Source organism: Sphingobium vermicomposti, from assembly GCF_011762025.1.
GTDB classification, from domain to species: domain Bacteria; phylum Pseudomonadota; class Alphaproteobacteria; order Sphingomonadales; family Sphingomonadaceae; genus Sphingobium; species Sphingobium vermicomposti.
On sequence record NZ_JAASQR010000003.1, the window covers coordinates 318252 to 342591 of the forward strand.

The 24340-nt window shown below is 64.2% G+C and carries 20 protein-coding genes and 1 riboswitch; of the genes, 4 read left to right on the forward strand and 16 right to left on the reverse strand.

Annotated elements, in window-relative coordinates; genetic code table 11:
• Nucleotides 1–43: 43 nt before the first annotated feature.
• Nucleotides 44–886 (forward strand): ABC transporter substrate-binding protein, encoded by an 843-nt coding sequence (locus tag FHS54_RS11255; RefSeq protein ID WP_167303906.1) that lies wholly within the window; start codon nucleotides 44–46, stop codon nucleotides 884–886.
• A gap of 33 nt (nucleotides 887–919) precedes the next feature.
• Here FHS54_RS11255 and FHS54_RS11260 read toward each other — a convergent pair whose 3' ends face one another.
• Nucleotides 920–2779: a TonB-dependent receptor plug domain-containing protein gene (locus FHS54_RS11260; protein ID WP_167303907.1), complete on the reverse strand. Its 1860-nt coding sequence runs from the start codon at nucleotides 2777–2779 to the stop codon at nucleotides 920–922.
• A gap of 167 nt (nucleotides 2780–2946) precedes the next feature.
• Nucleotides 2947–3171, reverse strand: a riboswitch (cobalamin riboswitch).
• A 65-nt stretch (nucleotides 3172–3236) separates the two neighbouring features.
• On the opposite strand from FHS54_RS11260, the gene mobA reads away from it, so the two are divergent.
• Complete coding sequence (gene mobA, locus FHS54_RS11265) at nucleotides 3237–3779, forward strand: molybdenum cofactor guanylyltransferase (RefSeq protein ID WP_167303908.1); 543 nt, start codon at nucleotides 3237–3239, stop codon at nucleotides 3777–3779.
• 136 nt (nucleotides 3780–3915) lie between these two features.
• Here mobA and cobA read toward each other — a convergent pair whose 3' ends face one another.
• The 10 genes from cobA to FHS54_RS11315 all read right to left on the reverse strand — a co-directional run bounded on the left by cobA (nucleotide 3916) and on the right by FHS54_RS11315 (nucleotide 18260).
• On the reverse strand, nucleotides 3916–4698 hold the full coding sequence (cobA, locus tag FHS54_RS11270; protein WP_167303909.1) for a uroporphyrinogen-III C-methyltransferase: 783 nt from the start codon (nucleotides 4696–4698) through the stop codon (nucleotides 3916–3918).
• Nucleotides 4685–7297 carry a nitrate reductase gene (locus tag FHS54_RS11275; RefSeq protein ID WP_167303910.1) on the reverse strand — a complete coding sequence of 871 codons (2613 nt, stop codon included), beginning with the start codon at nucleotides 7295–7297 and terminating at the stop codon, nucleotides 4685–4687. Before FHS54_RS11275 ends, cobA begins: the two co-directional genes overlap by 14 nt.
• A gap of 205 nt (nucleotides 7298–7502) precedes the next feature.
• Complete coding sequence (nirD, locus tag FHS54_RS11280; RefSeq protein WP_167303911.1) at nucleotides 7503–7838, reverse strand: nitrite reductase small subunit NirD; 336 nt, start codon at nucleotides 7836–7838, stop codon at nucleotides 7503–7505.
• A 5-nt stretch (nucleotides 7839–7843) separates the two neighbouring features.
• The gene (nirB, locus tag FHS54_RS11285; RefSeq protein WP_167303912.1) at nucleotides 7844–10363 is read right to left on the reverse strand and encodes a nitrite reductase large subunit NirB; all 2520 of its coding nucleotides are present in this window, start codon (nucleotides 10361–10363) and stop codon (nucleotides 7844–7846) included.
• Between the two features lie 346 nt (nucleotides 10364–10709).
• Nucleotides 10710–11954 (reverse strand): nitrate/nitrite transporter, encoded by a 1245-nt coding sequence (locus FHS54_RS11290; protein ID WP_167303913.1) that lies wholly within the window; start codon nucleotides 11952–11954, stop codon nucleotides 10710–10712.
• 245 nt (nucleotides 11955–12199) lie between these two features.
• A complete protein-coding gene (locus FHS54_RS11295) occupies nucleotides 12200–13414 on the reverse strand; it encodes a CmpA/NrtA family ABC transporter substrate-binding protein (RefSeq protein WP_243855735.1) in 1215 nt (404 codons plus the stop codon).
• Nucleotides 13411–13992 (reverse strand): ANTAR domain-containing response regulator, encoded by a 582-nt coding sequence (locus FHS54_RS11300; protein WP_167303914.1) that lies wholly within the window; start codon nucleotides 13990–13992, stop codon nucleotides 13411–13413. The genes FHS54_RS11295 and FHS54_RS11300 overlap by 4 nt, the downstream gene beginning before the upstream one ends.
• 75 nt (nucleotides 13993–14067) lie before the next feature.
• On the reverse strand, nucleotides 14068–15546 hold the full coding sequence (locus FHS54_RS11305) for a DHA2 family efflux MFS transporter permease subunit (RefSeq protein WP_167304423.1): 1479 nt from the start codon (nucleotides 15544–15546) through the stop codon (nucleotides 14068–14070).
• A gap of 58 nt (nucleotides 15547–15604) precedes the next feature.
• A complete protein-coding gene (locus FHS54_RS11310) occupies nucleotides 15605–16753 on the reverse strand; it encodes an HlyD family secretion protein (RefSeq protein WP_167303915.1) in 1149 nt (382 codons plus the stop codon).
• Complete coding sequence (locus FHS54_RS11315) at nucleotides 16746–18260, reverse strand: efflux transporter outer membrane subunit (RefSeq protein WP_167304425.1); 1515 nt, start codon at nucleotides 18258–18260, stop codon at nucleotides 16746–16748. The genes FHS54_RS11310 and FHS54_RS11315 overlap by 8 nt, the downstream gene beginning before the upstream one ends.
• 85 nt (nucleotides 18261–18345) lie before the next feature.
• Between FHS54_RS11315 and FHS54_RS11320 the strand changes: the two genes are divergently transcribed.
• Nucleotides 18346–18996 (forward strand): TetR/AcrR family transcriptional regulator, encoded by a 651-nt coding sequence (locus FHS54_RS11320; RefSeq protein ID WP_167303916.1) that lies wholly within the window; start codon nucleotides 18346–18348, stop codon nucleotides 18994–18996.
• 50 nt (nucleotides 18997–19046) lie between these two features.
• Nucleotides 19047–19676: a response regulator transcription factor gene (locus FHS54_RS11325; RefSeq protein WP_167303917.1), complete on the forward strand. Its 630-nt coding sequence runs from the start codon at nucleotides 19047–19049 to the stop codon at nucleotides 19674–19676.
• A gap of 30 nt (nucleotides 19677–19706) precedes the next feature.
• Here the strand turns inward: FHS54_RS11325 and FHS54_RS11330 are convergent, their stop codons facing one another.
• Genes FHS54_RS11330 through argH form a run of 5 tightly spaced genes read right to left on the reverse strand, consistent with a single transcriptional unit; the run spans nucleotide 19707 to nucleotide 24333 of the window.
• Complete coding sequence (locus FHS54_RS11330; protein ID WP_167303918.1) at nucleotides 19707–20663, reverse strand: zinc transporter ZntB; 957 nt, start codon at nucleotides 20661–20663, stop codon at nucleotides 19707–19709.
• Nucleotides 20660–21418, reverse strand: a complete 759-nt coding sequence (locus FHS54_RS11335) for a precorrin-2 dehydrogenase/sirohydrochlorin ferrochelatase family protein (RefSeq protein WP_167303919.1) — start codon at nucleotides 21416–21418, stop codon at nucleotides 20660–20662. The genes FHS54_RS11330 and FHS54_RS11335 overlap by 4 nt, the downstream gene beginning before the upstream one ends.
• Complete coding sequence (gene lysA, locus FHS54_RS11340) at nucleotides 21418–22683, reverse strand: diaminopimelate decarboxylase (protein WP_167303920.1); 1266 nt, start codon at nucleotides 22681–22683, stop codon at nucleotides 21418–21420. The genes FHS54_RS11335 and lysA overlap by 1 nt, the downstream gene beginning before the upstream one ends.
• Nucleotides 22684–22708: 25 nt before the next feature.
• The gene (locus FHS54_RS11345; protein ID WP_167303921.1) at nucleotides 22709–22969 is read right to left on the reverse strand and encodes a hypothetical protein; all 261 of its coding nucleotides are present in this window, start codon (nucleotides 22967–22969) and stop codon (nucleotides 22709–22711) included.
• Nucleotides 22966–24333, reverse strand: a complete 1368-nt coding sequence (argH, locus tag FHS54_RS11350) for an argininosuccinate lyase (RefSeq protein ID WP_167303922.1) — start codon at nucleotides 24331–24333, stop codon at nucleotides 22966–22968. Before argH ends, FHS54_RS11345 begins: the two co-directional genes overlap by 4 nt.
• Nucleotides 24334–24340: the final 7 nt, after the last annotated feature.

The following is a 24340-nucleotide window of genomic DNA, read 5'->3' on the forward strand; positions in this document are numbered from 1 at the left end:
TTCTGCGAAGGCAGGAGCCCAGTGTTTGGTGGGGGCGGAATTGATGCACAGAAGGATCATCACGGCGGCCTTGGCCCTGGGCCTGACCGGCGCCGCGCCCGCACCGCCGCCACAGCGCATCGTCTCGCTCAACACCTGTTCCGACCAATATGTGCTGGCGCTCGCCGATCCGGGGCAGATCGCGGCATTGAGTCCCTATGGCCATGACCCCGAACTGTCGGCGGCGGTGGCAAAGGCGCGGCATTTCCGCGCGCTGAAACGACCTGCCGAGGAAGTGCTGGCGATCGGCCCGGACCTGCTGATCGGCTTTCCCAACGGCGCGGGGGGCGTGGTCGGCGCGCCGCCCGGTCAATGGCGCACATTGGGATTGGCGAGCGCGGACAGCTTCACGTCGATCAGGCAACAGGTGCGACAGGTTGCCGCCGCCGTCGGCCACCCCCGGCGTGGAGAAGCGCTGATCCGGGCGATGGAACGCGATCTGGCGACCCTTCCCAAGGCGCGGCGAGGCGGCATCGCCGCCTATTATCAGCGGCGCGGCTATATGACCGGAACCGGCACGCTGGTCGATGAACTGATGCGGCGGGCGGGGCTGGTCAACCTTGCGAGCAAGCTGGGCAAGCCCGCGCTGGCCCAAGTGCCGCTGGAACAGATGATCGCCGCCCGCCCCGACTTTCTGATCGTCGAGAGCGGGAGCGAGAAGGTCGTCGATCAGGGAACGGAAATGCTGCACCACCCGGTGCTGCGATCCATTCCGCGCATCCGTGTGCCGCAAGCCTGGACGGTGTGCGGCGGCCCAGCCTATGTCCAGGCCGCACGCAGCATCATCGCCCAGACGGATGCCGCAGGCAAAGGAAGGGCGCAGCCAAAGGCCGCGCCCCGGCGATAAGGGGTAGTCGCCCACCCCTCTCACCTTCCAACTTCAGAAGCGGACACGCACGCCGCCATAGGCCGACCGGCCGTAGGTGCCATAAGCATAGGCCGTGGCGTATTCCTGATCGAACAGATTGTCGATCCGGCCATAGACCTCGATCTTCTCCGTGATCGGGAAAGAGGCCCGTATGTCCGTGACTGCATAGCCGTCGATCTGCACCCGGTTGCGCGTGACGGGATCAAGATCGACGCTGTCGCTGACCATCGTGACGGTTGCGCCCGTCGACAGGCCAAAGGACCAGACATAATCGGCCGAGGCGCTGACTGCATTGGCGGCGCGACGCAGCAGGCGCTGGCCATAGGCCGTGCTGCCCGGCGAGCGATCACGTGCATCGACATAGCTATAGGCGGCGGTGAAGGTCAGCGCGTCGACCGGGCGTAGCGTCAGCGTCGATTCCACGCCCTTGGCACGGGTCCGCTCCAGGTTGCCATAGGTGAAGGTCGTATTGTCGTAGTTCAATTGATCCCGCGTGTCGCGCCAGAAGCCGGTGACCGACAACACCGCCCGGTCGCTGCCCAGATTTTGGTCAAAACCGACATCATAGCTTTTCGAACGCTCAGGCTTCAGGTTGGGATTGCCACTGAATGTATCGTAGAGTTGATAAAGCGACGGCGCCTTGAACCCTTCCCCATAGCTCAGGCGGAAATTTGTCGCGCCGCCGTTAGGGGTATAGTTGGCATTCGCGCCGAACGTGGTCGCGCCGCCGAACTGGCTGTGATCGTCATGACGCACGCCTGCGGTCACTGAAAGACCGTCCAACGGCTTCACCACCGCAAGCCCATAAACACTGTCGATATTGGCGCGATGGCTTTCCTGCGAACCAAAGCCGAAAAACTCATAGTCGGGCCGCTCATGCTCGTAGCCGAGCAGCAGCTTTACGTCATCGACGGGCTGATAGACGCCCTCATATTCAAAGCGCAGATTCGTGCCGGAATAGCCAAAGTCCGGATCATTGCCGCGAAGGAAATAATAGTCGCGGTCCTGCTGATACCAGGTCACAGCCGCCCGGTTCGTCAGCTTGCCATCGAACAGCGCGAAGTTGAGCCCCGCATAACCGACATATTGGTCCGATTTGGCAGCGTCAGGGCTGTCGGTGGGCGTGCCGAAGAAGCTGTCATAATCAAGATCGCCATGGATATAGTAGCCGCGCAGGTCCAGGCTCACATTGTCGGTAAAGGCAATCTTCAGTCGGGCATTGCCAGTGATATTTTCATAGCCATCCTTTTCCGTACCGCCGAAATCGGGGGAAACGGCGGAAATGCCGTCGGTGCGGAAATAGGCGACCCCGACGCCACCCGATACGATGCCGCTGGTGCCCGACACATCCGCCTTGGCGTTCAGCGTATCGGCATAGCCATAATCGACCGACGCCTTGCCCCCAAAACTTTCGCCCGGAATACCGGTCATGATGTTGACGACGCCGCCAATGGCTTGACTGCCATAGGCGATGGAATTGGAGCCGCGCAGCACTTCGATCCGCCGGATGTTGCCGACCAGCAGGTTGCCGAAATCATATTGATCGCCGATGCCGCTCGGATCATTGACCTTGACGCCGTCGATCAGCACCAGCGTCTGCGTGGTTTCCGCGCCGCGCAGCGACACGCTGGTGACGTTACCCAGGCTACCGGTGCGGTTGAAGCGGACGCCGGGCGTGGTGATCAGCAGATCGACGACGCTCACATTCTGGCGGGTCGCGATGGTCGTTTCATCGATCACGGTCACCGCTTGCCCAACCTCATCGGTAGGCTGCTGAATGCCCAGCGCCGTAACGACGATCTCGTCGGCCTCTTCGGCAAGCGCGGGGGTGGCGGCCAGCAGCGCCAGCAGTGAAATTCCGGTCCTGATCATATTTCTGTCTTCCCTGAGCGTCATGCGACATGAGCCCAGGGCCTCCGCACACGCGGCCAGTGCACGACAGAGGAAGACGCCAGCCCGCCCCGCGCACCGATGCGGCCCTGCGCCGCTTCGTCGCTCAGACGGAAAACCGTGCCCGGACCGATCCCTGGACCCAAGGCAAGAGCGACCATGCACCGGTAGGTTTCCTGGCTCGCGGGTCGTCGCGGTGATGCACGGCCTTCCCGGACTTGCGCCCAGTGGCTGGTCCCCCTCGCCTCCCCCTTTGAAGGCATGCGGGCTTCCATGTGCATCGCGCTCGCCGCTTACAGTTGCAGGGACAGCCGCGGAATTGGACGGTCATCCCGTCCGCACCGCATTCCCTTTCCGGCGCGATCTTCTTACGTGAACGGTTGCCCGCCCACGCCGCGCGCCATAGGGGAAAGTGAGGGTTCTGCCAAGGAGTGGATCGATGCGATTGCTGGGCGCGGTGCTGGCCGGGGGACGATCCAGCCGGTTCGGGAGCGACAAGGCGCTTGCCGTGATGCCGGACGGGCGCACGCTGATCGAACATGCGGTGACGGCGATCGCGCCGCATGTGGAGACGGTAGTGGTCTGCGGGCGGAGCGTGGAAGGCTTGACCGGGCTGACGGATCGACCCGCACCGGACATGGGACCACTGGGCGGGCTGAACGCAGCGCTGCATCACGCACGAAGCGCGGGTTATGACGCAGTGCTGACGACAGGGTGCGACATGCCTGTCTATCCGGCGGCACTGGCAGAGGCTCTAACGGGAAAAAACGCGGGAGTGCTAAAGGGTCAGCAGCTCGCCGGTTTCTGGCCTGCTATGCTGGCGGACGAGCTGGACGCACATCTGGCGGCAGACAATAACCGATCGATCTACGGCTGGCTGGAGCGGATCGGCGCTCGGGTCGTAGAGCGACCGGATATCGTGTTGCCGAATATCAACCGGCCAAAAGATCTGGAAAACCTCGCCCTCCCCCGTTCGGGCTGAGCCTGTCGAAGCCTTTTCTTTCTTAAAGGGATAGCAAGCCAGGCCAAACTGAGCTTGCCGAAGCCCCCTCCCTTCCTTCCAACTAAGTTCGGGGGCGTTCGACAAGCTCAGGGCAAAAGTTGCAAAGAGCCGGTCTTCAAAGCTGAAGAGCGACGCTGGCTGCAACCCCTACAGGCATGGACGTTCCCGCCACCGCTTCGCCGATCAGCAGCAGGGTCGGGTCTTCGTCACTGATAGTGGCGACCAGGAAAGCAAGGGCGGACAGCTTGCCCCTGATCAGCCGTTCGGTGGGGAGGGAGACGTTGACGGCCACCATCACCGGCGTTTCCGGGTCGCGCCCGGCAGCGATCAACTGGCGGCTAATCTCTCCGGCAGCAGCGCGGCCCATATAAATGCCCAGCGTGCCGCCGGGACGGGCCAGCGCCTCCCAATCCAACTTGAGCTGCTCACCGGCTTTCAAATGCGCGGTCACCAGCGTCAGGCCGCGCGCCTTGCCGCGCAGGGTGAGCGAAGCGCTGCCGCTCGCCGCCGCCGCGCTGGCGGTGGTGATGCCAGGGCAGATGTGGAAGCGGATGCCGTCGGCGGCGAGATGCTCCATTTCCTCGGATGAGCGGCCAAAGACGGACGGGTCGCCGCCCTTGAGGCGTACGACGCGCTTACCCGCCTTGGCGGCGGCGAGGAGGAGGTCGTTAATGCTTTCCTGCGCCTTTGAATGGCGGCCCGAGCGTTTGCCAACACTGACCCGCTCGACGCCTTCGGGGATCAGGTCGAGCACGCCGGGGCCGACCAGCGCGTCGTAAAAGACGATCTCCGCCGCAGCGATCAACTTCTCCGCCTTGCGCGTAAGGAGGTCCGGGTCGCCCGGCCCTGCGCCGACTAGCCAGACTTCACCGGGGGCGATCAGTTCATTCGGCTGCATGGAGCGTCTCCTGCGGGATTTGGGCCAGGATGTTGGCGAGCGCGGGGCGGCAGGACCCGCAATTGGTGCCCGCGCCGATCGCCTTGCCGATGGCAGGCACGTCGACCAGGCTCTGGTCGCGGATGGCGGCGACGATCTGGTTCAACCCTATGTCGAAGCAGACGCAGATGGTCGCACCCTTGTCAGGTTGATTGCCGGGACCGCGCGCAGCAAGCACCGACACGCCCACTTCCTCCGCCTCAAGCTGACCGATGAGCCAGTCGCGCGAGGGCAGCAGGCCGGTGCGGGTGACGAACAGCACGCCCGCCAGCTTGCCTTCGCGAATGATCGCAATACGGCGAGTGCCGCGCGCCAGGTCCACCGCTTCGACGCGGTCACCCTTGGGCAGGCAGGCTTCCAGGCGGGCCGGATCACCATTGCCCGCGACTTCGTAAAGCGCGCCGCCCGGCACGGTGACGCGGGTCGCCCACAGGCACGGCACCTTGGCAGGCTGTTCACCGCGCAGGATCAGGAAGCCCTTCCACTCGGTCGCAACCTTTTCGATGGCGGCGGGCGTCGATTTGAAGCCGGGCTGACCCGAATGCGGATCGACCAGCGGGCGCGGCAGCAAACCAGTGCGGCCACCGTTGGAAATCTGGTCGGTCCAGTGGATCGGCGTAAAGATTTCGCCCCGACGCTGGCCTTCGCTCAAAGACGCGCGGAAAATGCTGTTGCCCTGCGCGGTCTGGACGCGGGCAAGGTCGCCATCGGCGATGCCCAGGTCCCGCGCATCCTGCGGGTGAATGTCGACCAGCGGCTCCTCGCGATGGCGGGCGAGCTTGGGCGACAGGCCGGTGCGCGTCATCGTGTGCCACTGGTCGCGATAGCGCCCGGTGTTGAGCGTCATCGGCCAGGCCTTCAGCGGCTCCTGCAACTCCATCTGCTTGGTCAGCACCAGCCGCGCCTTGCCATCAGGCGTAGAAAAGCGGCCATCCGCGAAGGGCCGCTCGCCGCCCCAGCGGAAAGGCTCCATCGCTTCATAGGCGTCATTGCCGATGGTCGCCTGCGCGCGCAGGTTGAGCAGGCGCGCGCCGTCATTCTGATAGGCGGTCAGGCGGGCATGTTCGCGCCAGATGTCGGCGGGCCGATCATAGGCGAAAGCATTGCGCCAGCCCATGCGGCGGGCAACTTCCTTGACGATCCACCAGTCGGGCTTCGCCTCGCCGGGGAGCGCGAGGAAAGGCCGCTGGCGGCTGACGGTACGGTCGCTATTGGTGACGGTGCCGTCCTTCTCCCCCCATCCGGCGGCGGGCAGGCGGACGTCGGCATGCACGCTGGTGTCGGTGTCGGCGATGATGTCCGACACGACAAGGAAGGGAACGGCTTCCAGCGCCTCCCGCACGCTGCCCGCGTCGGGCAGCGAGACGGCAGGGTTGGTCGCCATGACCCAGAGCGCCTTGACCCGACCCTCATTGATCTGACGGAACAGGTCGACAGCTTTCAGGCCCGGCTTGGTCGCCATGGCGGGCGCAGCCCAGAAGCGCCCTACCCGCTCCACATTTTCCGGCGCGAAATCCATATGCGCGGCCAGTGTCGAAGCAAGCCCGCCGACCTCTCGGCCCCCCATCGCATTGGGCTGGCCCGTGATCGAGAAAGGTGCCGCGCCCGGCTTGCCGATCCGGCCCGTAGCGAGGTGGACGTTCAGGATCGCGTTGACCTGATCGGTGCCGCGGATCGACTGGTTGATGCCCTGGCTGAACATCGTGACCGTGCGCGGCGTGGCGGCGAACAGCTTGTAGAACTGTTCCAGCAGCGCTGGCGCGATGTCGCAAGTCTTTGCGGTAGTCCAAAGATCGTGGCCAGTGCGGATATGCTCCCAGAAACCTTCGGGCGCATTGACGTGATCCGCAACGAAGGCAGGATCGGTGATCCCCTCCGCATCGCACCACGCGAGCAACCCGTTCATCAAGGCGACGTCCGTGCCGGGCTTCACCGCCAAATGCAGGTCCGCCCCTTCGCAGGTCTCGGTGCGGCGCGGGTCGATGACGACCAGCTTGGTGCCGCGCGCCGCGCGGGCCGCCTGGATGCGCTGATAAACGATCGGGTGGCACCAGGCGGTGTTGGATCCGACCAGCACGATGAGGTCGGCTTCGTCCAGATCATCATAGCTGGCGGGCACGATGTCCTCACCAAAGGCGCGGTTGTGCCCGGCAACCGCGCTCGACATGCACAGGCGGCTGTTGGTGTCGATGTTGGACGTGCCGATGAAGCCCTTCATCAGCTTGTTGGCGACATAATAATCTTCGGTCAGCAGCTGGCCGGACACATAGAAAGCGACGCTGTCAGGGCCGTAGCGATCCACCGTCTCGCGAAACTTCTTCGCGACCAGATCCAGCGACTTGTCCCAGCTGGCGCGCTTGTTGCCGATCATCGGGTGCAGCAGGCGACCTTCCAGTCCCACGGTCTCACCCAGATGCGTGCCCTTGGAGCAAAGCCGCCCGCCATTGGCTGGATGCGCCTCATCGCCCTTGATCGTGACCGACCGCGGCCCGGTCGGCGTGGCCGAAATGCCGCAACCGACGCCGCAATAGGCGCAGGTGGTGCGGATGGCCTGGTTCATGCGATGCCCTTCTCTTTAGGAAGTGCTCCTGCGAAGGCAGGAGCCCAGTCCTGCCGTCTGAACTGGGTTCCTGCCTTCGCAGGAACACGATCCGCCTCAGGCAGGAAATGTTCTGAAAAGAATTGGGTGGGGGCGCATGCCGCAAGGGATGGCCAACAGGCAACCCCCACCCCGGTCCCCGCCTTTGTGGCTGGGGACCGAAAGCTCACGCCGCTGCCTTCATCGCCGCCGGACGAGCGATCAGCACGCGATCACCCTCCAGCTTGACGGCGATGGTCGGCGTGCAGCCCTCGTCATTGCCCTGCGCCTCGCCCGTTTTCAGGGCGATGTTCCAGTTGTGCAGCGGGCAGGCAACGCTGTGGCCATGGACGATGCCCTGGCTCAGCGGGCCTTTCTTGTGCGGGCATTCATTGACCAGCGCGAAGACCGTGTCATCGCTGGTGCGAAATACGGCGATTTCCTTCTCACCGGCAATCTGAACCGTGCGAGCGCCGCGCTGGGGAATGTCGGCCAGCGTGCCGATGTCGATCCATGTCGTCATATCATTCACTCCGCAGCGATGGCGCCAAAGGGCATGGAAGCGTCGAGATGCTGGTGCAATTCACTCTCCGCACCGGCTGCGCGCTGCGCCCAGGGATCATCCTGGCTGAAGCTCTGCGAATAAAGGAAGCGAGCACGCAACTCCTCTCGGCCAGCCTCATCCTCGACAATCCGCTGCTTCACATATTCCACGCCAACGCGCTCGATCCAGGGCGCGGTGCGCTCCAGATAGCGGGCTTCCTCGCGGTAGAGCTGAGTGAAGGCGGCACAATAATCGAGCGCTTCCTGCTCGGTCGCGACCTTGCAGAGCAGGTCGGTGGCGCGGAGATGGATGCCGCCATTGCCGCCGACATGCAGCTCATAGCCGCTATCCACGCAGACCACACCAAAGTCCTTGATCGTCGCCTCCGCGCAGTTGCGGGGGCAGCCGGATACGGCGATCTTGAACTTGTGGGGCATCCACGACCCCCAGGTCATCCGTTCCGTCTTGACGCCAAGGCCGGTCGAATCCTGCGTGCCAAAGCGGCACCATTCGGACCCGACGCAGGTCTTCACCGTGCGCAGCGACTTGCCATAAGCATGACCGGAAACCATGCCCGCGGCATTGAGGTCGGCCCAAACGGCGGGCAAATCTTCCTTCTTGATGCCGAAGATATCGAGACGCTGGCCGCCGGTGACCTTCACCATCGGCGCATCATATTTCTCGACCACGTCAGCAATCGCGCGCAGTTCCTTGGGGTTGGTCAGGCCACCCCACATGCGCGGAACGACCGAATAGGTGCCGTCCTTCTGGATGTTCGCGTGCATCCGCTCATTGACGAAGCGGCTCTGCTGGTCATCGACATATTCACCGGGCAGCGCACAAAGCAGATAGTAATTGAGCGCCGGGCGGCAGGAAGAACAACCATCCGGCGTCGACCAGTGCAGCTTCTGCATCACTTCGGGGATAGAGCGCATATTCTGCGCCACGATCTCGCGCCGCACATCGTCATGGCCAAAGCTGGTGCATTTGCACATCGTCTTCGGCCCCGACTGGACGTCGTCGCCCAGCACCACCGCCAGCAGATTCTCGACCAGACCCGTGCAGCTGCCGCAGCTGGCTGACGCCTTGCAGGTGCCGCGCACCGCATCCAGGCTGCATGCGCCCTTCTCGATGCAAGCCACGACCTGGCCCTTGCTGACGCCGTTGCAGCCGCAAATCTCGGCATCGTCCGAGAGCGCCGCAACGGCCGCCTTAGGGTCCAGCGCGCCTCCTCCAGAGGCGAAGGCCTGACCGAAGATCAGCAGGTCGCGGATTTCGCCGACATCCTCCTCGCGCTTGAGCATGTCGAAATACCAACCGCCGTCCGCCGTGTCGCCATAGAGCACCGCGCCGATGACCTTGTCATCCTTGACCACGACGCGCTTGTAGACGCCGCGTGACGCATCGCGCAGGACGATGTCCTCGCAACCTTCGCCGCCCGAAAAGTCACCAGCCGAAAAAACGTCCAGCCCGGCAACCTTGAGCTTGGTCGAGGTGACCGAACCCTTATAGCCCGTATGCTGGTCAGTCAGGCCGTCGGCCAGGCTGCGGCACATGTCCCACAACGGCGCGACGAGGCCGTAGACATTGCCGTCATGCTCAACACATTCGCCAACCGCCAGCACGTCAGGGTCGCTGGTGACCATATGGTCATCGACCTTGATGCCGCGATTGACCTCAAGGCCAGCTTCACGGGCGAGCGCCGTCGAGGGACGGATGCCCACCGCCATGACGACCAGGCTCGCGGGGATTTCCGTGCCATCCTTCAGGCGGACGCCCTCGACCTTGCCGTCGCCATAAATGGCTTCGGTATTGGCACCGGTCAGGATGGTCTGGCCGCGTCCTTCGAGCGCGGACTTCAAGAGCCAGCCCGCTGCCTCATCGAGCTGCCGCTCCATCAGCGTGTCCATCAGGTGGATCACGGTTACCTTCATGCCGCGCAGGGTGAGGCCATGCGCCGCTTCCAGGCCCAGCAATCCGCCGCCGATCACCACCGCAGAACCGCCCTTCCCGGCGGCTTCCAGCATGGTGTCGACGTCCTTCATGTCGCGGAAGCTGATGACGCCCGGCAGGTCCTTGCCCGGCACCGGAATGATGAACGGGTCGGAACCCGTCGCGATCAGCAGCTTGTCATAGCCAACAGTGCGACCCGACTGGCTCGTGACGGTCTTTGCAGTGCGATCGACCGCCGTCACCGGATCGCCGGCGATCAGCTCGATCCCATTTTCATCATACCATTCACGGCTGTTGATGACGATGTCATCGAAGCTCTTCTCACCGGCCAGAACCGGCGAAAGCATGATGCGGTTATAGTTCACATAAGGCTCTGCGCCAAAGATGGTGACGCGATAACGCCCCGCATCGCGCGCCAGCAGTTCCTCGACCGCACGGCAACCGGCCATGCCGTTGCCAACAACCACCAGATGTTCCCGCACGTCCTCTGACGGCACGAAGATATTCTCTTCGTTGGCCGTCTCCGGTTCGGCGTTGTTCTGAAAATCCATCCCTTGACTCCAGACAATAAAAAAGCCGCCATCCGGACCCCTGGGCTTTGAACCCAGGAGTCTGGATGGCGGCTTTGCCATCATTAACGCTTTGACGATCCAACCGTGGATCACCGCCGCTATATCAGTAGAGGACAACCTTGTCCTTCGCAGTGCAACATAAATGAAACGCGCTGGGGGTCAAGCGATTCGGCAGGAAAGTTTGAAAGTGCCGATAATCCCTCTCACCAAAACACCACCACCCGTTCGGGCTGAGCCTGTCGAAGGGCGAACGGAGGTAAGGTTTCAAAATAGGGCGGCGGCTCCTCTTTCGAGTGCCGCCGCCTCTCCTCTCCAACAACCCTAATCAGATGCGCGCACCGCTGCTCCAGGTCGCGCGCCAGCGAGCACGCACCAGCGAAATGCCCAGGAAAGCCGCCACGGACAGGCCCGCGAAGATCAGGAACCCAGGCGCAAAGCTGCCGGTAAACTGCTTGGCAAGACCCAGCGACGACGCCAGGTAAAAGCCGCCAATGCCGCCCGCCATGCCGACCAGGCCGGTCATGACGCCGATTTCTTCCTGGAAACGCTGCGGCACCAGCTGGAACACCGAACCGTTCCCAGCGCCCAGCGCCAGCATCGCGGCGACGAAAAAGCCCAGCGACGACACCAGGGTCGATGCGTAGGACACACCGGCAAGCGCCAGCGCAGCGGCGATATAGACCATCATCAGCGCCTTGATGCCGCCAATCTTGTCAGCCAGCGCGCCACCCATGGGGCGGACCAGCGAACCGGCGAACACGCAGCCCGCGGTGCAATAGCCCGCTGTGATCGGGGTCAGGCCGAACTGGTCGGTGAAGTAGATCGGCAGCGATGCGGCAAGGCCGACGAAACCGCCGAAAGTCACCGAATAAAATCCCATCAGCCACCAGGCGTCGGCCGTCTTCAGCGGACGGAAATAATCCACCAGCTTCTTGGGCGCAGGCGCGTTGGGCGCATTTTTTGCCATGAACATATAGGCAATGAAGACGATGGTGAGCGGGATGCAGGCCAGGCCCAGCACCGCGTTCCAGCCGAACAGCTTTGCCAGGATCGGCGCAAAGAGCGAGGCAAGCACGGTGCCCGAATTGCCCATGCCGGCCAGACCCATCGCCTTGCCCTGATGTTCAGGCGGATACCAGCGGCTGGCCAAAGGCAAAGCGATGGCGAAGCTTGCGCCCGCAAAGCCCAAAATCACGCCCAGCGCCAGCGTGCCGCCAAAGCTGTTGACGCCCATGAACCAGGCGCCAAAAAGGCCCAGGATCACGATGACCTGGCTGATCGCCCCGGCCTGCTTGCAACCGATGCGATCGACCAGCAGCCCGTTGACCACGCGCAACAGCGCGCCTGCAAGGGTTGGGACAGCGACCATCAACCCCTTTTCAGCGGGCGTCAGGCCCAATGTCTGGGAAATGGAGGGTGCCAATGGCCCCAACACCACCCACACCATGAAGGCCAGGTCGAAATAAAGGAACGCGGCGATCAGGGTCGGCGTGTGACCCGCTTTCCAGAAGCTGGTCGGCCCGGCTTCCCCCTCGCCGCCTTTTTCGCGGTCCCAATAAGCAGTTGCCATGATGACGTCCTTCAATCTTGTGAAATGGACACAAAAAAAGGCCGCTCGCCGAATGCTCGTTATTCACGAGACCCGGTCAGCGGCTTTGCTGCAAATTCTGTTTTGAGGAGAGCGCGACCCCATCCTTGGGCATGCTCATCCATGAACGCGCTTCGTCGCGCGACCTTTGCCTTATCTAATGATTCGCTTCATGTTGCAAGGCACAATTTTTCTGCCAATCCTCCCCATTGCCAAATGGGGAAGGATCAGAAGGTGGCAAGGAAATCCTCGATGCGTTCGGGGTCGAATATGCGACCGTCGAAAAACCGGTCGGGGCCCAGCGTCAGTTCACCCCGCTTGGAACCGACCGCTAGCGGCGAGGCGACAGCGCCTTCCACCTTCATGCTGGCGCCGGGGATCGGCACATTGCTTTCGGCCAACGCCCGGCGGAAAATGTCCGGGCGAAACACCGATCCGGCCTTTGCCGCATTTTCGGGCGTGTGATCCACCATCTTCCACCGCACGAGCTGCGAATAGAGCCAAAGCGCCTGGCTGCGCCACGGAAAAGGCGTCGCTTCACGCGAAAAGAGCATGAAGTCCGGCATGTCGACCGGCGGCATGTCCGCCCGTGCAACGATACGCCCCGACAGCCCGCGCAGGATCAGGTCGGCGGGCTGATCGACGAAATGGGGCTGCGACAAAAGATGCGCCAGCGCCTCATGATTGCCCGGATCGTCGCACCATGCGGCGGAACGGACCAGTGCGCGGATCAGTGCGTCCACCGTCTGCGGATTTTCCTCCAGCCAGGGCGTGCGGAACGCCAGCACCTTTTCCACGCCGCGCCGCCAGATGCGCTCGCCAATGGCCACGGCTTCGGCCAGGCCCGCCTCTACCGCCGCGCTGCCCCAGGGTTCGCCTGCGATGAAGCCGTCAATCTCGCCCCCACGCATCGCTTCCACCGTCAGCGACGGCGGCACCACGCGCAACAGGACATCGCGGTCGGGGTCAACGCCCGCACTGGCCAGCCAGTAACGCAGCATGATGGCGTGGCTGGAAAAGCGGTGGACGACGCCGATCACCGGCTTGCGCTTCCACAGGCCAATGGCGGTGGCGAAATCATGCGCGGTGCCCAGCGGATCGTTCAGCCGGGCGGTGACATCGGGGTCCAGCGCCAGGGCGAATTCCCGCGCCATCACCAGCATATTGCCGTTGACGTTGAGCTTATAGGGCGCGGCCAGCGGCGCGGGATGCTGGCTCAACCCCAGCGTCACGGCGATGGCGAGCGGGGCCAGCATGTGCGCGGCCTGCACCTGGCCGAACAGCAGCCGGTCGCGCAAAGTCGCCCAGCTGACCGTGCGGACCAGGTCGAGGCTCAGCCCCTCTTCCTCGGCAAAGCCTTTTTCCCGCGCCACCGCCAGCACGGCGGAATCGGTCAGCGGCAGATAGGCGATACGCAGCGAAGTCGTCCCAGTGCTCATCATACCCCCCCTCCCAACAAGTCGCTGGCTGTGATCAGGGCCTGGGCGACATCCACGATCTTTTTCCCCTGGTTCATCGCGCTCGACCGCAACAGCGCATAGGCATCCGGTTCGCTGATGCCTCGCTGGCTCATCAATATGGATTTGGCGCGGTCGACGATCTTGCGGTCGGACAAGGCGGTGCGCGCTTCGTCCAGTTCGGTCTGAAGCCGGGCAAAGGCGTTAAAGCGGCGGACGGCCAGTTCCAGCACCGGCTTTACCCGTTCCTTGCGCAGCCCGTCCACGACATAGGCGGAAACCCCCGCATCAATGGCGGCACCGATCATGGAATCGTCCGACTGGTCGACGAACATGGCAATCGGCGTGGCCAGCGCGCGGCTGACCGTCAGCATTTCCTCCAGCGTGTCGCGGCTGGGGCTGCCCAGGTCCATCAGGACGACGTCGGGTGCCATGCGCTCAAGTCGCGCGACAAAGCCCCCGCGTGGAGGAATGATATGAATATCGTCATAGCCCGCTTCGCGCAGTCCTTCTTCCAGAACCGTCGCGCGCAGGCCGCTGTCATCGATGATGACGATTCGCATGGACCCATAGCCTTTTCGCCATTCAATGACGGCGATGCTGCGCCGCGTCAATCAGCTCTCAAACGCGCCCATTTGTCAATGCACGGCTGAAGGATCGACCTTGCCCGTTGGCCGGGGGCCAAGCCAGATGAGGGCGGCGGCCAGGAACAGGAATATCGCCGCGATGAAAAACACATGGTCCATGGCGATCACCGTCGCCTGCTGATCGACCAGGTTCGACAAAATCTGGCGGCTCTGTTCGGGGGAGAAGCCGCTGCCGGTCAGCGGAGCCGTCGCGTCGGGGCCAAGTGTCGACACCATTTCGTTGCGCGACGTGCGCTGGCCATCGCCCCAGCCGGTCAGCACCACCGACGTGGTGATGGCGACCGCGATGGTGCGCAAAAAGCTCTGCATCCCGGCGGCAGACGCGGTTTCTTCCGGCAGGACAGACCCCAGCGTCAGAGTGGTGAGCGGGATCATGAAGAAAGGCATGGCGAACCCTTGCACAATCTGCGGCAGGGACAATCCCCAGAAATCCTCCGTGCCGGTCCACCCGGCCCGCCAGAATGTCGCCATGCCCAGCCACATGATCGCACCGGACACCAGGATGCGGGCATCCACCTTGCCCGTCGCCCGCGCCGCGATCGGAGCGGTCAGGATAGCCGTGGCGGCGGTAAAGGCGGTGACAAAGCCTGCCCAACTGGCGGTATAGCCCATCGACATTTGCAGCCATTGCGGGATGATGACGATGCCCGCGAAATAAGCGCCAAAACATAGCGCCAGCGATATGACGCCCGACGTGAAACCAATGTGGCGGAACACCCGCAGGTCGACGATCGGATGTTCTTCCGTCAATTCCCATATCAGGAATGCACACAGGCCGATCACCGCCATCACCGCGAGCACCACGATCAGCGGATCGCCGAACCAGTCACGATCGCGGCCAAGGTCCAGCATGATCTGCAGACAGCCGATCCAGAATATCAACAGGCCCAAACCGACATAATCGATGGGCAGCTTGCGCCGTTCGGTTTCCGCCGGACCCAGCAGCACCGCCGCCGCGAATACACAGACAGCCGCGATGGGCAGGTTGATGAAGAAGATCCAGTGCCAGCTCCAATTGTCGCTGATATAGCCGCCGATGATCGGTCCCGCCGCAGGCCCGACCAGCGTCGTCATCGCCCACAGCCCCATGACGCGAGCGCGCTGTTCGGGCGGGAAAATGCGGACGAGCAGGGTCTGGGACATGGGCATGATGGGACCGCCGCAAATCCCCTGCCCGATGCGGCATGCCACGATCATGCCCAACGTCATCGACAGGCCGCATAACAGCGAAAAAATGCCGAAGCCGACCATGGCGAATGTGAAGACCCGGACCGTCCCGAAACGTTGGGAAAGCCAGCCGGTCAACGGCACGCAGATCGCTTCCGCCACCGCATAGGATGTGATGATCCACGTGCCTTGATCCGGCGTGATGCCCAGATTCCCCGCAATGTGGGGAACGGACACATTGGCGATGGTCAGGTCCAGCACCACCATGAAATTGCTGAGCGCCAGCACGAACGCCGCCAGCATGCGCTGGCGTGGGGTCAGGGACGCGATGCCGTCGGCCAGGATGGTCACGCGCGGCCCCTCACCGGCCGGACAGGTAGATGTCGGCTTCCATCGACAGCCCGACCCGCAACGGGTGCGCGGCCAGTTCCTTGGGGTCCAGGGCAATGCGCACCGGCAGGCGCTGGACCACCTTGATCCAGTTGCCGGTCGCGTTCTGCGCCGGGATCAGCGCCATTGAAGACCCGGTTCCGCCCGAAAATCCGACGACCTTGCCATGATAGACCACGTCCCCGCCATACAGGTCGGACGTCACCTCGGCGGGCATGCCGATCTTTACCTCGCGCAGCTGCCGTTCCTTGAAATTGGCGTCGACATAGACCTGGTTCAGCGGAACTATGGTCATGATCGGCGTGCCCTGCGCCACCCGCTGGCCGACCTGGACCTGCCGTCGCGTGACCACCCCATCGATCGGCGCGCGGATGACGCTGCGCCCGATATCGAGCCGGGCGCTTTCAACCTTCGCCTTGGCGGCCAGCACGGCAGGATCGCTTTCTGCGGTCAAACCCTGAACCAGCGCATCATTGGCGGCCAGGTCACCCTGCGCCGCGCCGCGCGTGGCCTGCGCCATCGCCACTGCGGCGCGGGCCTGCGCCAGCCCCGCACGAGCGGCAGCGAACGCCTTGCGCGCGATCGTCACTTCATCGCCGGAAACAGCGCCTTCGGGGGCCAGCGCTTCACGGCGTTGCAGGTCGACGCGCGCCTTTTCCAAATCCGCCTGCGCGGTCGCCAATTGTGCCTGCGCCTGCGCGATATCGGCGCCGCGCGCTTCGACCTGCGCGGCGAGCGCGCTATTGGTCGCCGATGTCTGGCGGAAACGGCGGCGCGCTTCTGCCAGATCGGCCTCCGCCTGCGCCAGCGCGATCCGCGCATTGGTGGGGTCGAGCCGTACCAATATGTCGCCACGCTTGACCGCCTGCGTGTCGGACACCAGCACCTGCGTGGCCTGCGCCGAAATCAGCGGCGTCACCTGCGCGACTTCGGCATTCACATAGGCATTGTCGGTGCTGACATGGTTGCGCCCGATCAGCTGATACCACAGCAGGTAGATGAGGCCCAAAACGATGACCGCGACACCCAGGCGAATCAGCCAAGTCTTGCGCTGCCCCATCTTCGCCGCCCGTTCCGCCGTATCGGCGTCGGACGTGAATTCTGGCGTTGCGTCAGCCATGGGGCATATCCTTGGACAAGGCGTCGCGGGGCGTGAAGCCGCCACCTAGCGCGCGGATGAGAGCGATGTCGAGCGTGAAGGCGCTGGCCTCCAGCTCCGCCAAAGACTGACGCGTGGCCAGCATCTGGTCTTCGACGTTCAACACGTCGAGAAAGGTGAACAGACCGCCATCATAGCGTTTCCGGGCAATGGCATAGGCCTCTTCCGACGCGGCAAGCGCCTCGCGCGCTGCGGCCAGGCGGCGCTCCATATTGCGCCGGCCAGTGACCGCGTCGGCAACCTCCTGATAGGCACCCAGCACGGTCTTGTCATATATGGCGACCGCTTCGTCATAAGCCCCGCGCGCGCCGCGATAGCGCGCCCTGATCGCCCCGCCGTGGAAAATCGGCAGGCTGATCGCGGGACCGACGGACCCGAACAGCGAATCCTTGCTGAACAACGTGTCGGTGAAGGGGCGCGGACCAGAAGTGGTGGGAGCGAAGAAGTTCGTATTATAGCCCAGCGACTGGATGCCGATCAGGGCGCTCAATCGAATGGCGGGATAGAAATCGGCGCGCGCGACCTTGATGCGCTTTGCCGCCGCTTCCGCCCTGGCAAGCGCGGCGGCAATGTCCGGGCGGCGGGCGACCAGATTGGTGGTGACATCGGCGGGCAGCCCCGGCGCGGCCAGATTTTCCAGGCGCGGTCGCTGGATCGACAGGCCACGGTCGGGCCCCGCGCCGATCAACGCCGCAATCTGATGCTGCCGCATCGCAATGGATTGATCGAGTGCCGCCAGTTGCGCGCGCGCGGACGCGACCGTGGCATCGGCCTGCCGGACATTGCCGCGCGTTTCCAGGCCGTTGCGCTGCCGCTGCGCCACCAGCTTCTGGCTGGCGGAGCGAATGTCCAGCGTCCGCTGCTGAATGTCATGCTGGTCGTACAGGCGCGCCAGTTCGGCATAGGCATCGGCAATCGCGGTCGTCAGCGCCAGTTGCGCCTGCCGCGCGTCGATCCGCGCTGCCTCCGCCTCCGACGTCGCAGCGGCCAGGGTCGCGCGATTCTTGCCCCACAGGTCAAGGTCGAACGCCGCATCCAGCGCAATCCGGCCGGTGCCCAGCCAGCCCTGCGGCACGAAATCCTTGGGCATGCCCATATTATAGCTTTGCCGGGTCGCGGAAGCGCCGGCCTCCAGATCGGCAGATGGCAGCAACGCCGCGCCAGCTTCCCGCGCAGCGGCGGTCGCCTGGCGGAACCGGGCGGCGGCGGCGGCCATGTCGGGGGAGGCGCGAAGCCCCTCTTCCATCAACTGGTTCAGCTGCGGGTCGCCATAAGCCGTCCACCAACCTTCGACAGGCCAGGCAGAGGCCGCTTCCCGGCCCAGGCTTTCGCTCGCGGCGATGCTGTCGACCGACCGCAGCGTCGGCTCGCGGCCAAGGTCCGGCGTGGCGACGCAAGCGGAAAGCAAAAGCGCGGGAACAAGAACCCGACCCGCGCGGACAAGAAGAAAAGGACGACTCACGAATATCAACCGTACCAGACAGTATGAAAATCGCACTTGCGCTCGATTCTCAATCTAGTCAACCGAAATAGCATACTCTATGGTACGATTAATGTCGGAAGTGATCGCCCCCCCTGCCCTTAGCCGCCGCGATGCCCGCAGGCGCGACCGGCGCGACGCCATATTGGAAGTCGCGCAGCAATATTTCCTGGAACATGGCTATGCCGCGACGACCATGTCCGCCATCGCCGCGACCCTCGGCGGGTCCAAGGGGACGCTGTGGAACTACTTCCCAAACAAGGAAGAATTATTCTCCGCGGTGCTGCGCCGCGCCACGGCGGCCTATCACGCACGGCTGGCCCGGATATTGGACGAACATGGCGAACTGGAACCGACCCTGCGCTGCTTCGCCAGCGACCTGCTGCGGCAGGTGACCTTGCCCGAATCGATTGCGCTGGTCCGTCTGGCGATCACCGAAGCGGGCCGTTCGGACATGGGCGCGATCTTCTTTGAAATTGCACCTCGGCAAACCCGCGCGCTGCTGGCCAAATTTCTTTTGGGCGCGATGGAGCGGGGGCAATTGCGGCAGGCCGATCCCGAACGGGCGGCGCTCACGCTGATCACGCTGACGCTGTCGGGATGCCATCAAAAGATATTGTGGGGGCAGATGGACCAGCCGACCGCCGCGCAAATGGAATCCGACGTAGCCTTTGCGGTCGATTGTTTCCTGCGCGCCTATGCGCCCGAAACAGGCACGCATTAACCATTTTTTGGCGACTGCACTTCTATGCGCAAGATGGGGAGATTGAGCGCATGCAGTTTTTCAGGTCGAGGTCCCGGCTCCGGGATGAACGGGATGAACGAGGCGTCCAGGCCGCCGCAAGGCTACCTCGCCGCCGCAGCCTGCTGCTGGTGGACGAAGATGCAACGGCGCGCGCCGTCATCGCCCGGCGGCTGGCACACCTTCATTATGACGTCGTGCTCGCCGAAGATGGCTTCAACGCGCTCAACCGGCTGGTCGGTCGGACCGTAGACATCGTCCTGATCGACATGGGGCTGAAAAAACTGTCCGCCATCGCCACCATGAAGAAGATCCGGGCCGCTGGCGTCGCGGACAATGCCTGTTTCGTGATGATCACCGGAACGCAGGACAGCGCCTCCATTGTCGATGCTCTGAATGCGGGTGCCGACGACCATGTGGCCAAGCCGTTCGACTTCGACGTGCTGGACGCGCGGCTGCGCCATCTGTGCGAACGCGCCGAAGAACTGGGCGCGTTGGCGCGGCACAATGCGGAACTGGACGCCCGGATCGCCCGGCGCGCGGTCGAACTGGGGGAGACCCGCGACGCGCTCAAGGAAATGCAGGCCGACCGCGCGCTGCTGGTATCGTCCATCCAGGCGCTGCACGATGAAATCGCGCGGTTGAACACCACTCGCAACTGAAGCCTTATATGCCCGCCCCGCAGGCTGGCGTCAGCGCCGCAACCAGTGGGTGGCGAAAAACCAGCCGCCAATCGCCACGGCCATGATGGCGCACACAGCCACCACGCCCAAAAACGCCCATGGCTCATGCGCATAGGGAATGCCATCGACATTCATGCCCAGCAGGCCAGTCAGGAATGTCAGCGGCAGGAATACCAGCGCCACCACCGATATGATCAGCGCCTGCCGGTTCAACCGTTCAGCGCGCAGGTCCGTCAATTCTTCATGCGCGAGCGCCGACCGTTCGCGCACCGCCTCCAGTTCTTCCGCCATGCGGGCGCAGCGATCCGCCGCTTCCTGCAGGTGAAGCCGGTCATCGGGCTGCAACCAGGTCGCATCGGCCGCTGACAGCCGTTCCAGCGCCTGACGCTGCGGCGCGATGAAACGGCGATAACTGATCGCCGTCGCCCTTATTTCCGACACCTGGCGGCGGGCTTCCGCCGCGCTGCTTTCGCCCATGCCGCTTTCAATCTCGTCCAGACTGTCGCCAAGGTCGGCGATTTCGGGGTCCAGCGCTTCGGTGATGTGCCGGGACAGCTCGGCGATCAGGTCGCCGGGATCATGGATCGCCCCCGCCAGCATCCGGGCAATCACCGGCTCCATCGCGGCCAGCGGACGGTAGCTCACCGAAATGACGCGCGCCTGTTCGGCCCACAGGCGGATCGACACCAGCGCGTCGCCCGTCGGGTCATCCTGCACGCCCAGCCCGCGCAGGTTGATCAGCGCCCCTTCCCCCATCAGCGTGCAGCGTGGCCGGGTTTCCTGCGCGAGCAGTGCGGACAGCGCGGCCTCCGGCATATGGTCGCACCGCGACGCGACGGCGCGCGCATCCTCTTGCCAGCCATCGACATGAACCCAGCTGAACGGCGCATCTTCGGTCCGCGCGCAAAATGCGTCGAGCGAGATTTCCCGCGCCTGCGCCCCATCGCTGATGAAGACGCGGCTCATCGCGGCATTTCCAGCCACAGCGACAGACCTTCGCCGGGGTCCGCAGGCGCAGCGGCGGCAGGAATGCGAACCGCATCGGCGCGCGCGCGGTCAAGGATCGCAGGGGGCACGTCCGGCATATGATAAACCCGGTCAGCCTCCCCCAACAGCCGGGCCACGCGCAGGCTGAGGTCGTCGGGATCACTCGACAAAAGGCGCACGGGCACAAAGCGGGACGCAGCAACATCGCCCTGCCCGCTCAGCCAGTCCGGCACGGCATCGGCGGCATCGTCAACGAAGGGATCGATCATCCCCCCCTGCGAAAGCCCCGCATCGATGGCGCGGCGGCGGGCGGCGGCATCCGGCCAGCGCGCGCGTATCGCCGCCCGCGCATCATGCAGCGCAGTGGCGAGCGCGCCCAGCTTCTGCGGCAACAGCGCCTCGATCCGCTGGCGCAGCGCCTTGGCCAGCCCAGCCGACGCACCACCCGTGCCGATGGCGATCAGCACTGGCGCACGATCCACTATCGCAGGCAGGGTAAAATCGCACAGGTCAGGCCGGTCGGTCGCATTCACCAGCACGCCGCGCGCGCGAAGCCGGGCGACCGTCGCCTCATCCCCGTCCGCGACGATGGCAATCGCGGCCTGATCCTCTTCACCCACGATCCGCGCGCCCGCGCGTTCCAGCAGGCGGCGCTTGGCTTCTGCCGCATCGCCCTGCCCGGTCAGGATGACGGGGCGGCCCGTCAACACCAGGAAGACGGGCAGGCTCTGCATCAGCCGCGCACCCAATCGGGGATGCTGTCGCCTTCGATCAGCGCCTCGATTGGCGGGCGCGCGCGCACCACCGCCCATTTATCGTCCGACACCAGCACTTCGGGCGTAAGCGGGCGGCTATTATAGGTCCCCGCCATCGTCGCGCCATAAGCGCCGGCAGTCATGAAGGCGACCAGATCGCCCGCCTGCACCACGTCCATGTCGCGATGCATCGCAAATGTATCGCCCGTTTCGCATACCGGCCCCACCACATTGGCGGTTGCGCGTTGGCCCACCGGATGGATCGCGCGAATATCGTGCCAGGCGTCGTAGAGGCTCGGACGCATCAGGTCGTTCATTGCCGCGTCCACGATCACGAACGGGGCCTGCGCGCCCTGCTTCACCCGCACCACGCGGGACAGCAGCGCACCCGCATTGCCGACAATGACGCGGCCCGGTTCAAACATCAGCCGGACGTTCCAGCCATCGGTCACGCGCGTCACCATTTCGCCATATGCGGCGGGAAGCGGCGGGATGGGTAGCGACGGATCATAGGGAACGCCCAGGCCACCACCCAGGTCAGCGGTGCGGATATCATGCCCGTCACCCCGCAACTGTTCGATCAGCGCCCCGACCTTGACGAAGGCCGCCTCCAGCGGGGTAAGGTCGGTCAGCTGGCTACCGATGTGGACGGCAACGCCCTGCACGTCCAGCCCCGGCAGGTCGCGCGCGGCGGCATAGCTGACCAGAGCGCGGTCATAGGGGATGCCAAACTTGTTCTCCGACTTACCGGTCGAAATCTTGGCATGGGTTCCCGCATCCACATCGGGATTGATGCGGTAGGCGACCGGAGCCTTCCGGCCCATGGACAGCGCGACATCGGACAGCATTTCCGCTTCCGGCTCGCTTTCCAGATTGAACTGGAAAATGCCATGCTCCAGCGCCAGCCGCATTTCTTCCGCCGTCTTGCCGACGCCTGAAAAAACGATGCGGTTTGCCGGAATGCCTGCGGCGATGGCGCGCATCAACTCGCCGCCCGACACCACGTCCGCGCCCAGCCCCAGCTTCGCCAGCGTCGCCAGCACCGCGCCATTGGGGTTCGCCTTCACCGCGAAAGCGATCAGCGGGTCGGCCAGCCGCGACAGCGCATCGCGGAACACGCCGACATGGCGGGTCAGCGTGGCGGTGGAATAGATATAGACGGGCGTGCCAACGGCGTCGGCAATGGCGGCCATCGGCACCTGCTCCACATGCATGGCGCCGTTTACATAGTCGAAATGGTCCAAGGCTCTTTTGTCCTAGCGGGTCTGGTCAGGGCTGGCTTTCGGGCGGCAGGTCAAATTCATCATCCTCCCGAACGCGCGAACTGGTCAGCAGGTCGACGCTCCGTTCCGGGCGCGCCTGAATGGATGGCGTCATCAACTGCTGCGCGGTCGGCGCGGCAGTGGCACCCACCGGAACGGCGGGCATATTCTGCCCTTCAATGGGTTTGAGCGGCTGGCGACCGCCACATGCCGCAAGGGCCAGCGTCAGCATGGCGAAGGCGGCTTTGCGACTGATGTCGATCCTCATGCCTTCTCCTTCCGCGCCTGCGCAATCCGCGCGCGCACCTGATCGGGCGCGGTGCCGCCATGGCTTTTGCGGCTGGCAACCGACGCATCGACCGTCAACACCGCATAGATGCGATCATCGATGCGCGCGTCAATGGCCTTCAACGTCTCGATCGGCAGGTCGGCGAGCGGCGTGCCCGCGCTTTCCGCCGCCGCCACCGCACGCCCGGTGATGTGATGCGCTTCACGGAAAGGCACATTGGCTTCGCGCACCAGCCAGTCGGCAAGGTCGGTCGCGGTGGCAAAGCCACTCTCCGCCAGCGCGCGCATGCGGTCAGTGCGGAACGTCACCGTCTCGATCATCCCCGTCATCGCCGCGATGGACAGGCCCAATAGGTCATGCGCCTCGAACACCGGCGGCTTGTCGTCCTGCATATCCTTCGAATAAGCGAGCGGCAGGCCCTTCATCGTGACGCACAGCGCGTTCATGCACCCCATGATCCGCCCCGCATGACCACGCACCAGCTCGGCCGCGTCAGGATTGCGCTTCTGCGGCATGATCGAGCTACCGGTGGAATAAGCGTCAGGCAGCTTGATGAAGCCGAAGGGCTGGCTCGCCCAGATGATGAATTCTTCGGCCAGCCGTGACAAATGCAGCGACAGCTGCGTCGCCGCCATCAGATAATCCAGCGCGAAGTCGCGGTCCGACACGCTGTCCAGGCTATTGTCGGTCGGCTTGGCAAAGCCCAGCGCCGCCGCCGTCGCATGGCGATCGATCGGAAAGCCCGTCCCGGCCAGCGCCGCCGCGCCCAGCGGGCATTCGTTCAATCGCTCGCGCGCATCGGCAAAACGGCTGCGGTCGCGCCGGACCATCGCATGATAGGCCATCAGGTGATGGCCCAGCGTCACCGGCTGCGCGGACTGGAGATGGGTGAAACCGGGCATGACCGCGTCGGCATGCTCTTCCGCCCGCGCCAGCAGCGCCTGCTGCAGCGCGTCCAGCCCTGCCTCCACTTCGTCAATGGCGTCACGCACCCACAGGCGGAAATCGGTCGCCACCTGATCGTTGCGCGACCGCGCCGTGTGCAGCCGCCCCGCCACTGGCCCGATCAATTCGGCAAGCCGCGATTCCGTGACCATGTGAATGTCTTCCAGGTCCAGATTCACCGGCACGCCGTTCGCTTCATATTCAGCGGCGACCGTGTCGAGACCCTGGCTGATCGCCTGCGCGTCTTCGGCGGAAACAATGCCCTGTTTCGCCAGCATCGCGACATGCGCCTTCGACCCGGCGATATCCTGTTTCCACAATCGCTTGTCGAAGGGGATAGAGGCATTTATCTCGCGCATGACCGAAGCCGGGCCCGCTGCGAAGCGTCCGCCCCACATGCTGTTG

What these genes read in the sequence shown, in the direction of transcription:
- FHS54_RS11310 (WP_167303915.1), bottom strand. Translation starts at nt 16,753, where the DNA reads ATGGCTGACGCAACGCCAGAATTCACGTCCGACGCCGATACGGCGGAA.
- nirB (WP_167303912.1), bottom strand. Translation starts at nt 10,363, where the DNA reads ATGGATTTTCAGAACAACGCCGAACCGGAGACGGCCAACGAAGAGAAT.
- FHS54_RS11275 (WP_167303910.1), bottom strand. Translation starts at nt 7,297, where the DNA reads ATGAACCAGGCCATCCGCACCACCTGCGCCTATTGCGGCGTCGGTTGC.
- FHS54_RS11290 (WP_167303913.1), bottom strand. Translation starts at nt 11,954, where the DNA reads ATGGCAACTGCTTATTGGGACCGCGAAAAAGGCGGCGAGGGGGAAGCC.
- cobA (WP_167303909.1), bottom strand. Translation starts at nt 4,698, where the DNA reads ATGCAGCCGAATGAACTGATCGCCCCCGGTGAAGTCTGGCTAGTCGGC.
- FHS54_RS11260 (WP_167303907.1), bottom strand. Translation starts at nt 2,779, where the DNA reads ATGATCAGGACCGGAATTTCACTGCTGGCGCTGCTGGCCGCCACCCCC.
- FHS54_RS11325 (WP_167303917.1), top strand. Translation starts at nt 19,047, where the DNA reads ATGCAGTTTTTCAGGTCGAGGTCCCGGCTCCGGGATGAACGGGATGAA.
- FHS54_RS11335 (WP_167303919.1), bottom strand. Translation starts at nt 21,418, where the DNA reads ATGCAGAGCCTGCCCGTCTTCCTGGTGTTGACGGGCCGCCCCGTCATC.
- nirD (WP_167303911.1), bottom strand. Translation starts at nt 7,838, where the DNA reads ATGACGACATGGATCGACATCGGCACGCTGGCCGACATTCCCCAGCGC.
- FHS54_RS11330 (WP_167303918.1), bottom strand. Translation starts at nt 20,663, where the DNA reads ATGAGCCGCGTCTTCATCAGCGATGGGGCGCAGGCGCGGGAAATCTCG.
- FHS54_RS11300 (WP_167303914.1), bottom strand. Translation starts at nt 13,992, where the DNA reads ATGCGAATCGTCATCATCGATGACAGCGGCCTGCGCGCGACGGTTCTG.
- argH (WP_167303922.1), bottom strand. Translation starts at nt 24,333, where the DNA reads ATGTGGGGCGGACGCTTCGCAGCGGGCCCGGCTTCGGTCATGCGCGAG.
- FHS54_RS11320 (WP_167303916.1), top strand. Translation starts at nt 18,346, where the DNA reads ATGTCGGAAGTGATCGCCCCCCCTGCCCTTAGCCGCCGCGATGCCCGC.
- FHS54_RS11295 (WP_243855735.1), bottom strand. Translation starts at nt 13,414, where the DNA reads ATGATGAGCACTGGGACGACTTCGCTGCGTATCGCCTATCTGCCGCTG.
- FHS54_RS11305 (WP_167304423.1), bottom strand. Translation starts at nt 15,546, where the DNA reads ATGCTGGCGGCGTTCGTGCTGGCGCTCAGCAATTTCATGGTGGTGCTG.
- FHS54_RS11255 (WP_167303906.1), top strand. Translation starts at nt 44, where the DNA reads ATGCACAGAAGGATCATCACGGCGGCCTTGGCCCTGGGCCTGACCGGC.
- FHS54_RS11345 (WP_167303921.1), bottom strand. Translation starts at nt 22,969, where the DNA reads ATGAGGATCGACATCAGTCGCAAAGCCGCCTTCGCCATGCTGACGCTG.
- mobA (WP_167303908.1), top strand. Translation starts at nt 3,237, where the DNA reads ATGCGATTGCTGGGCGCGGTGCTGGCCGGGGGACGATCCAGCCGGTTC.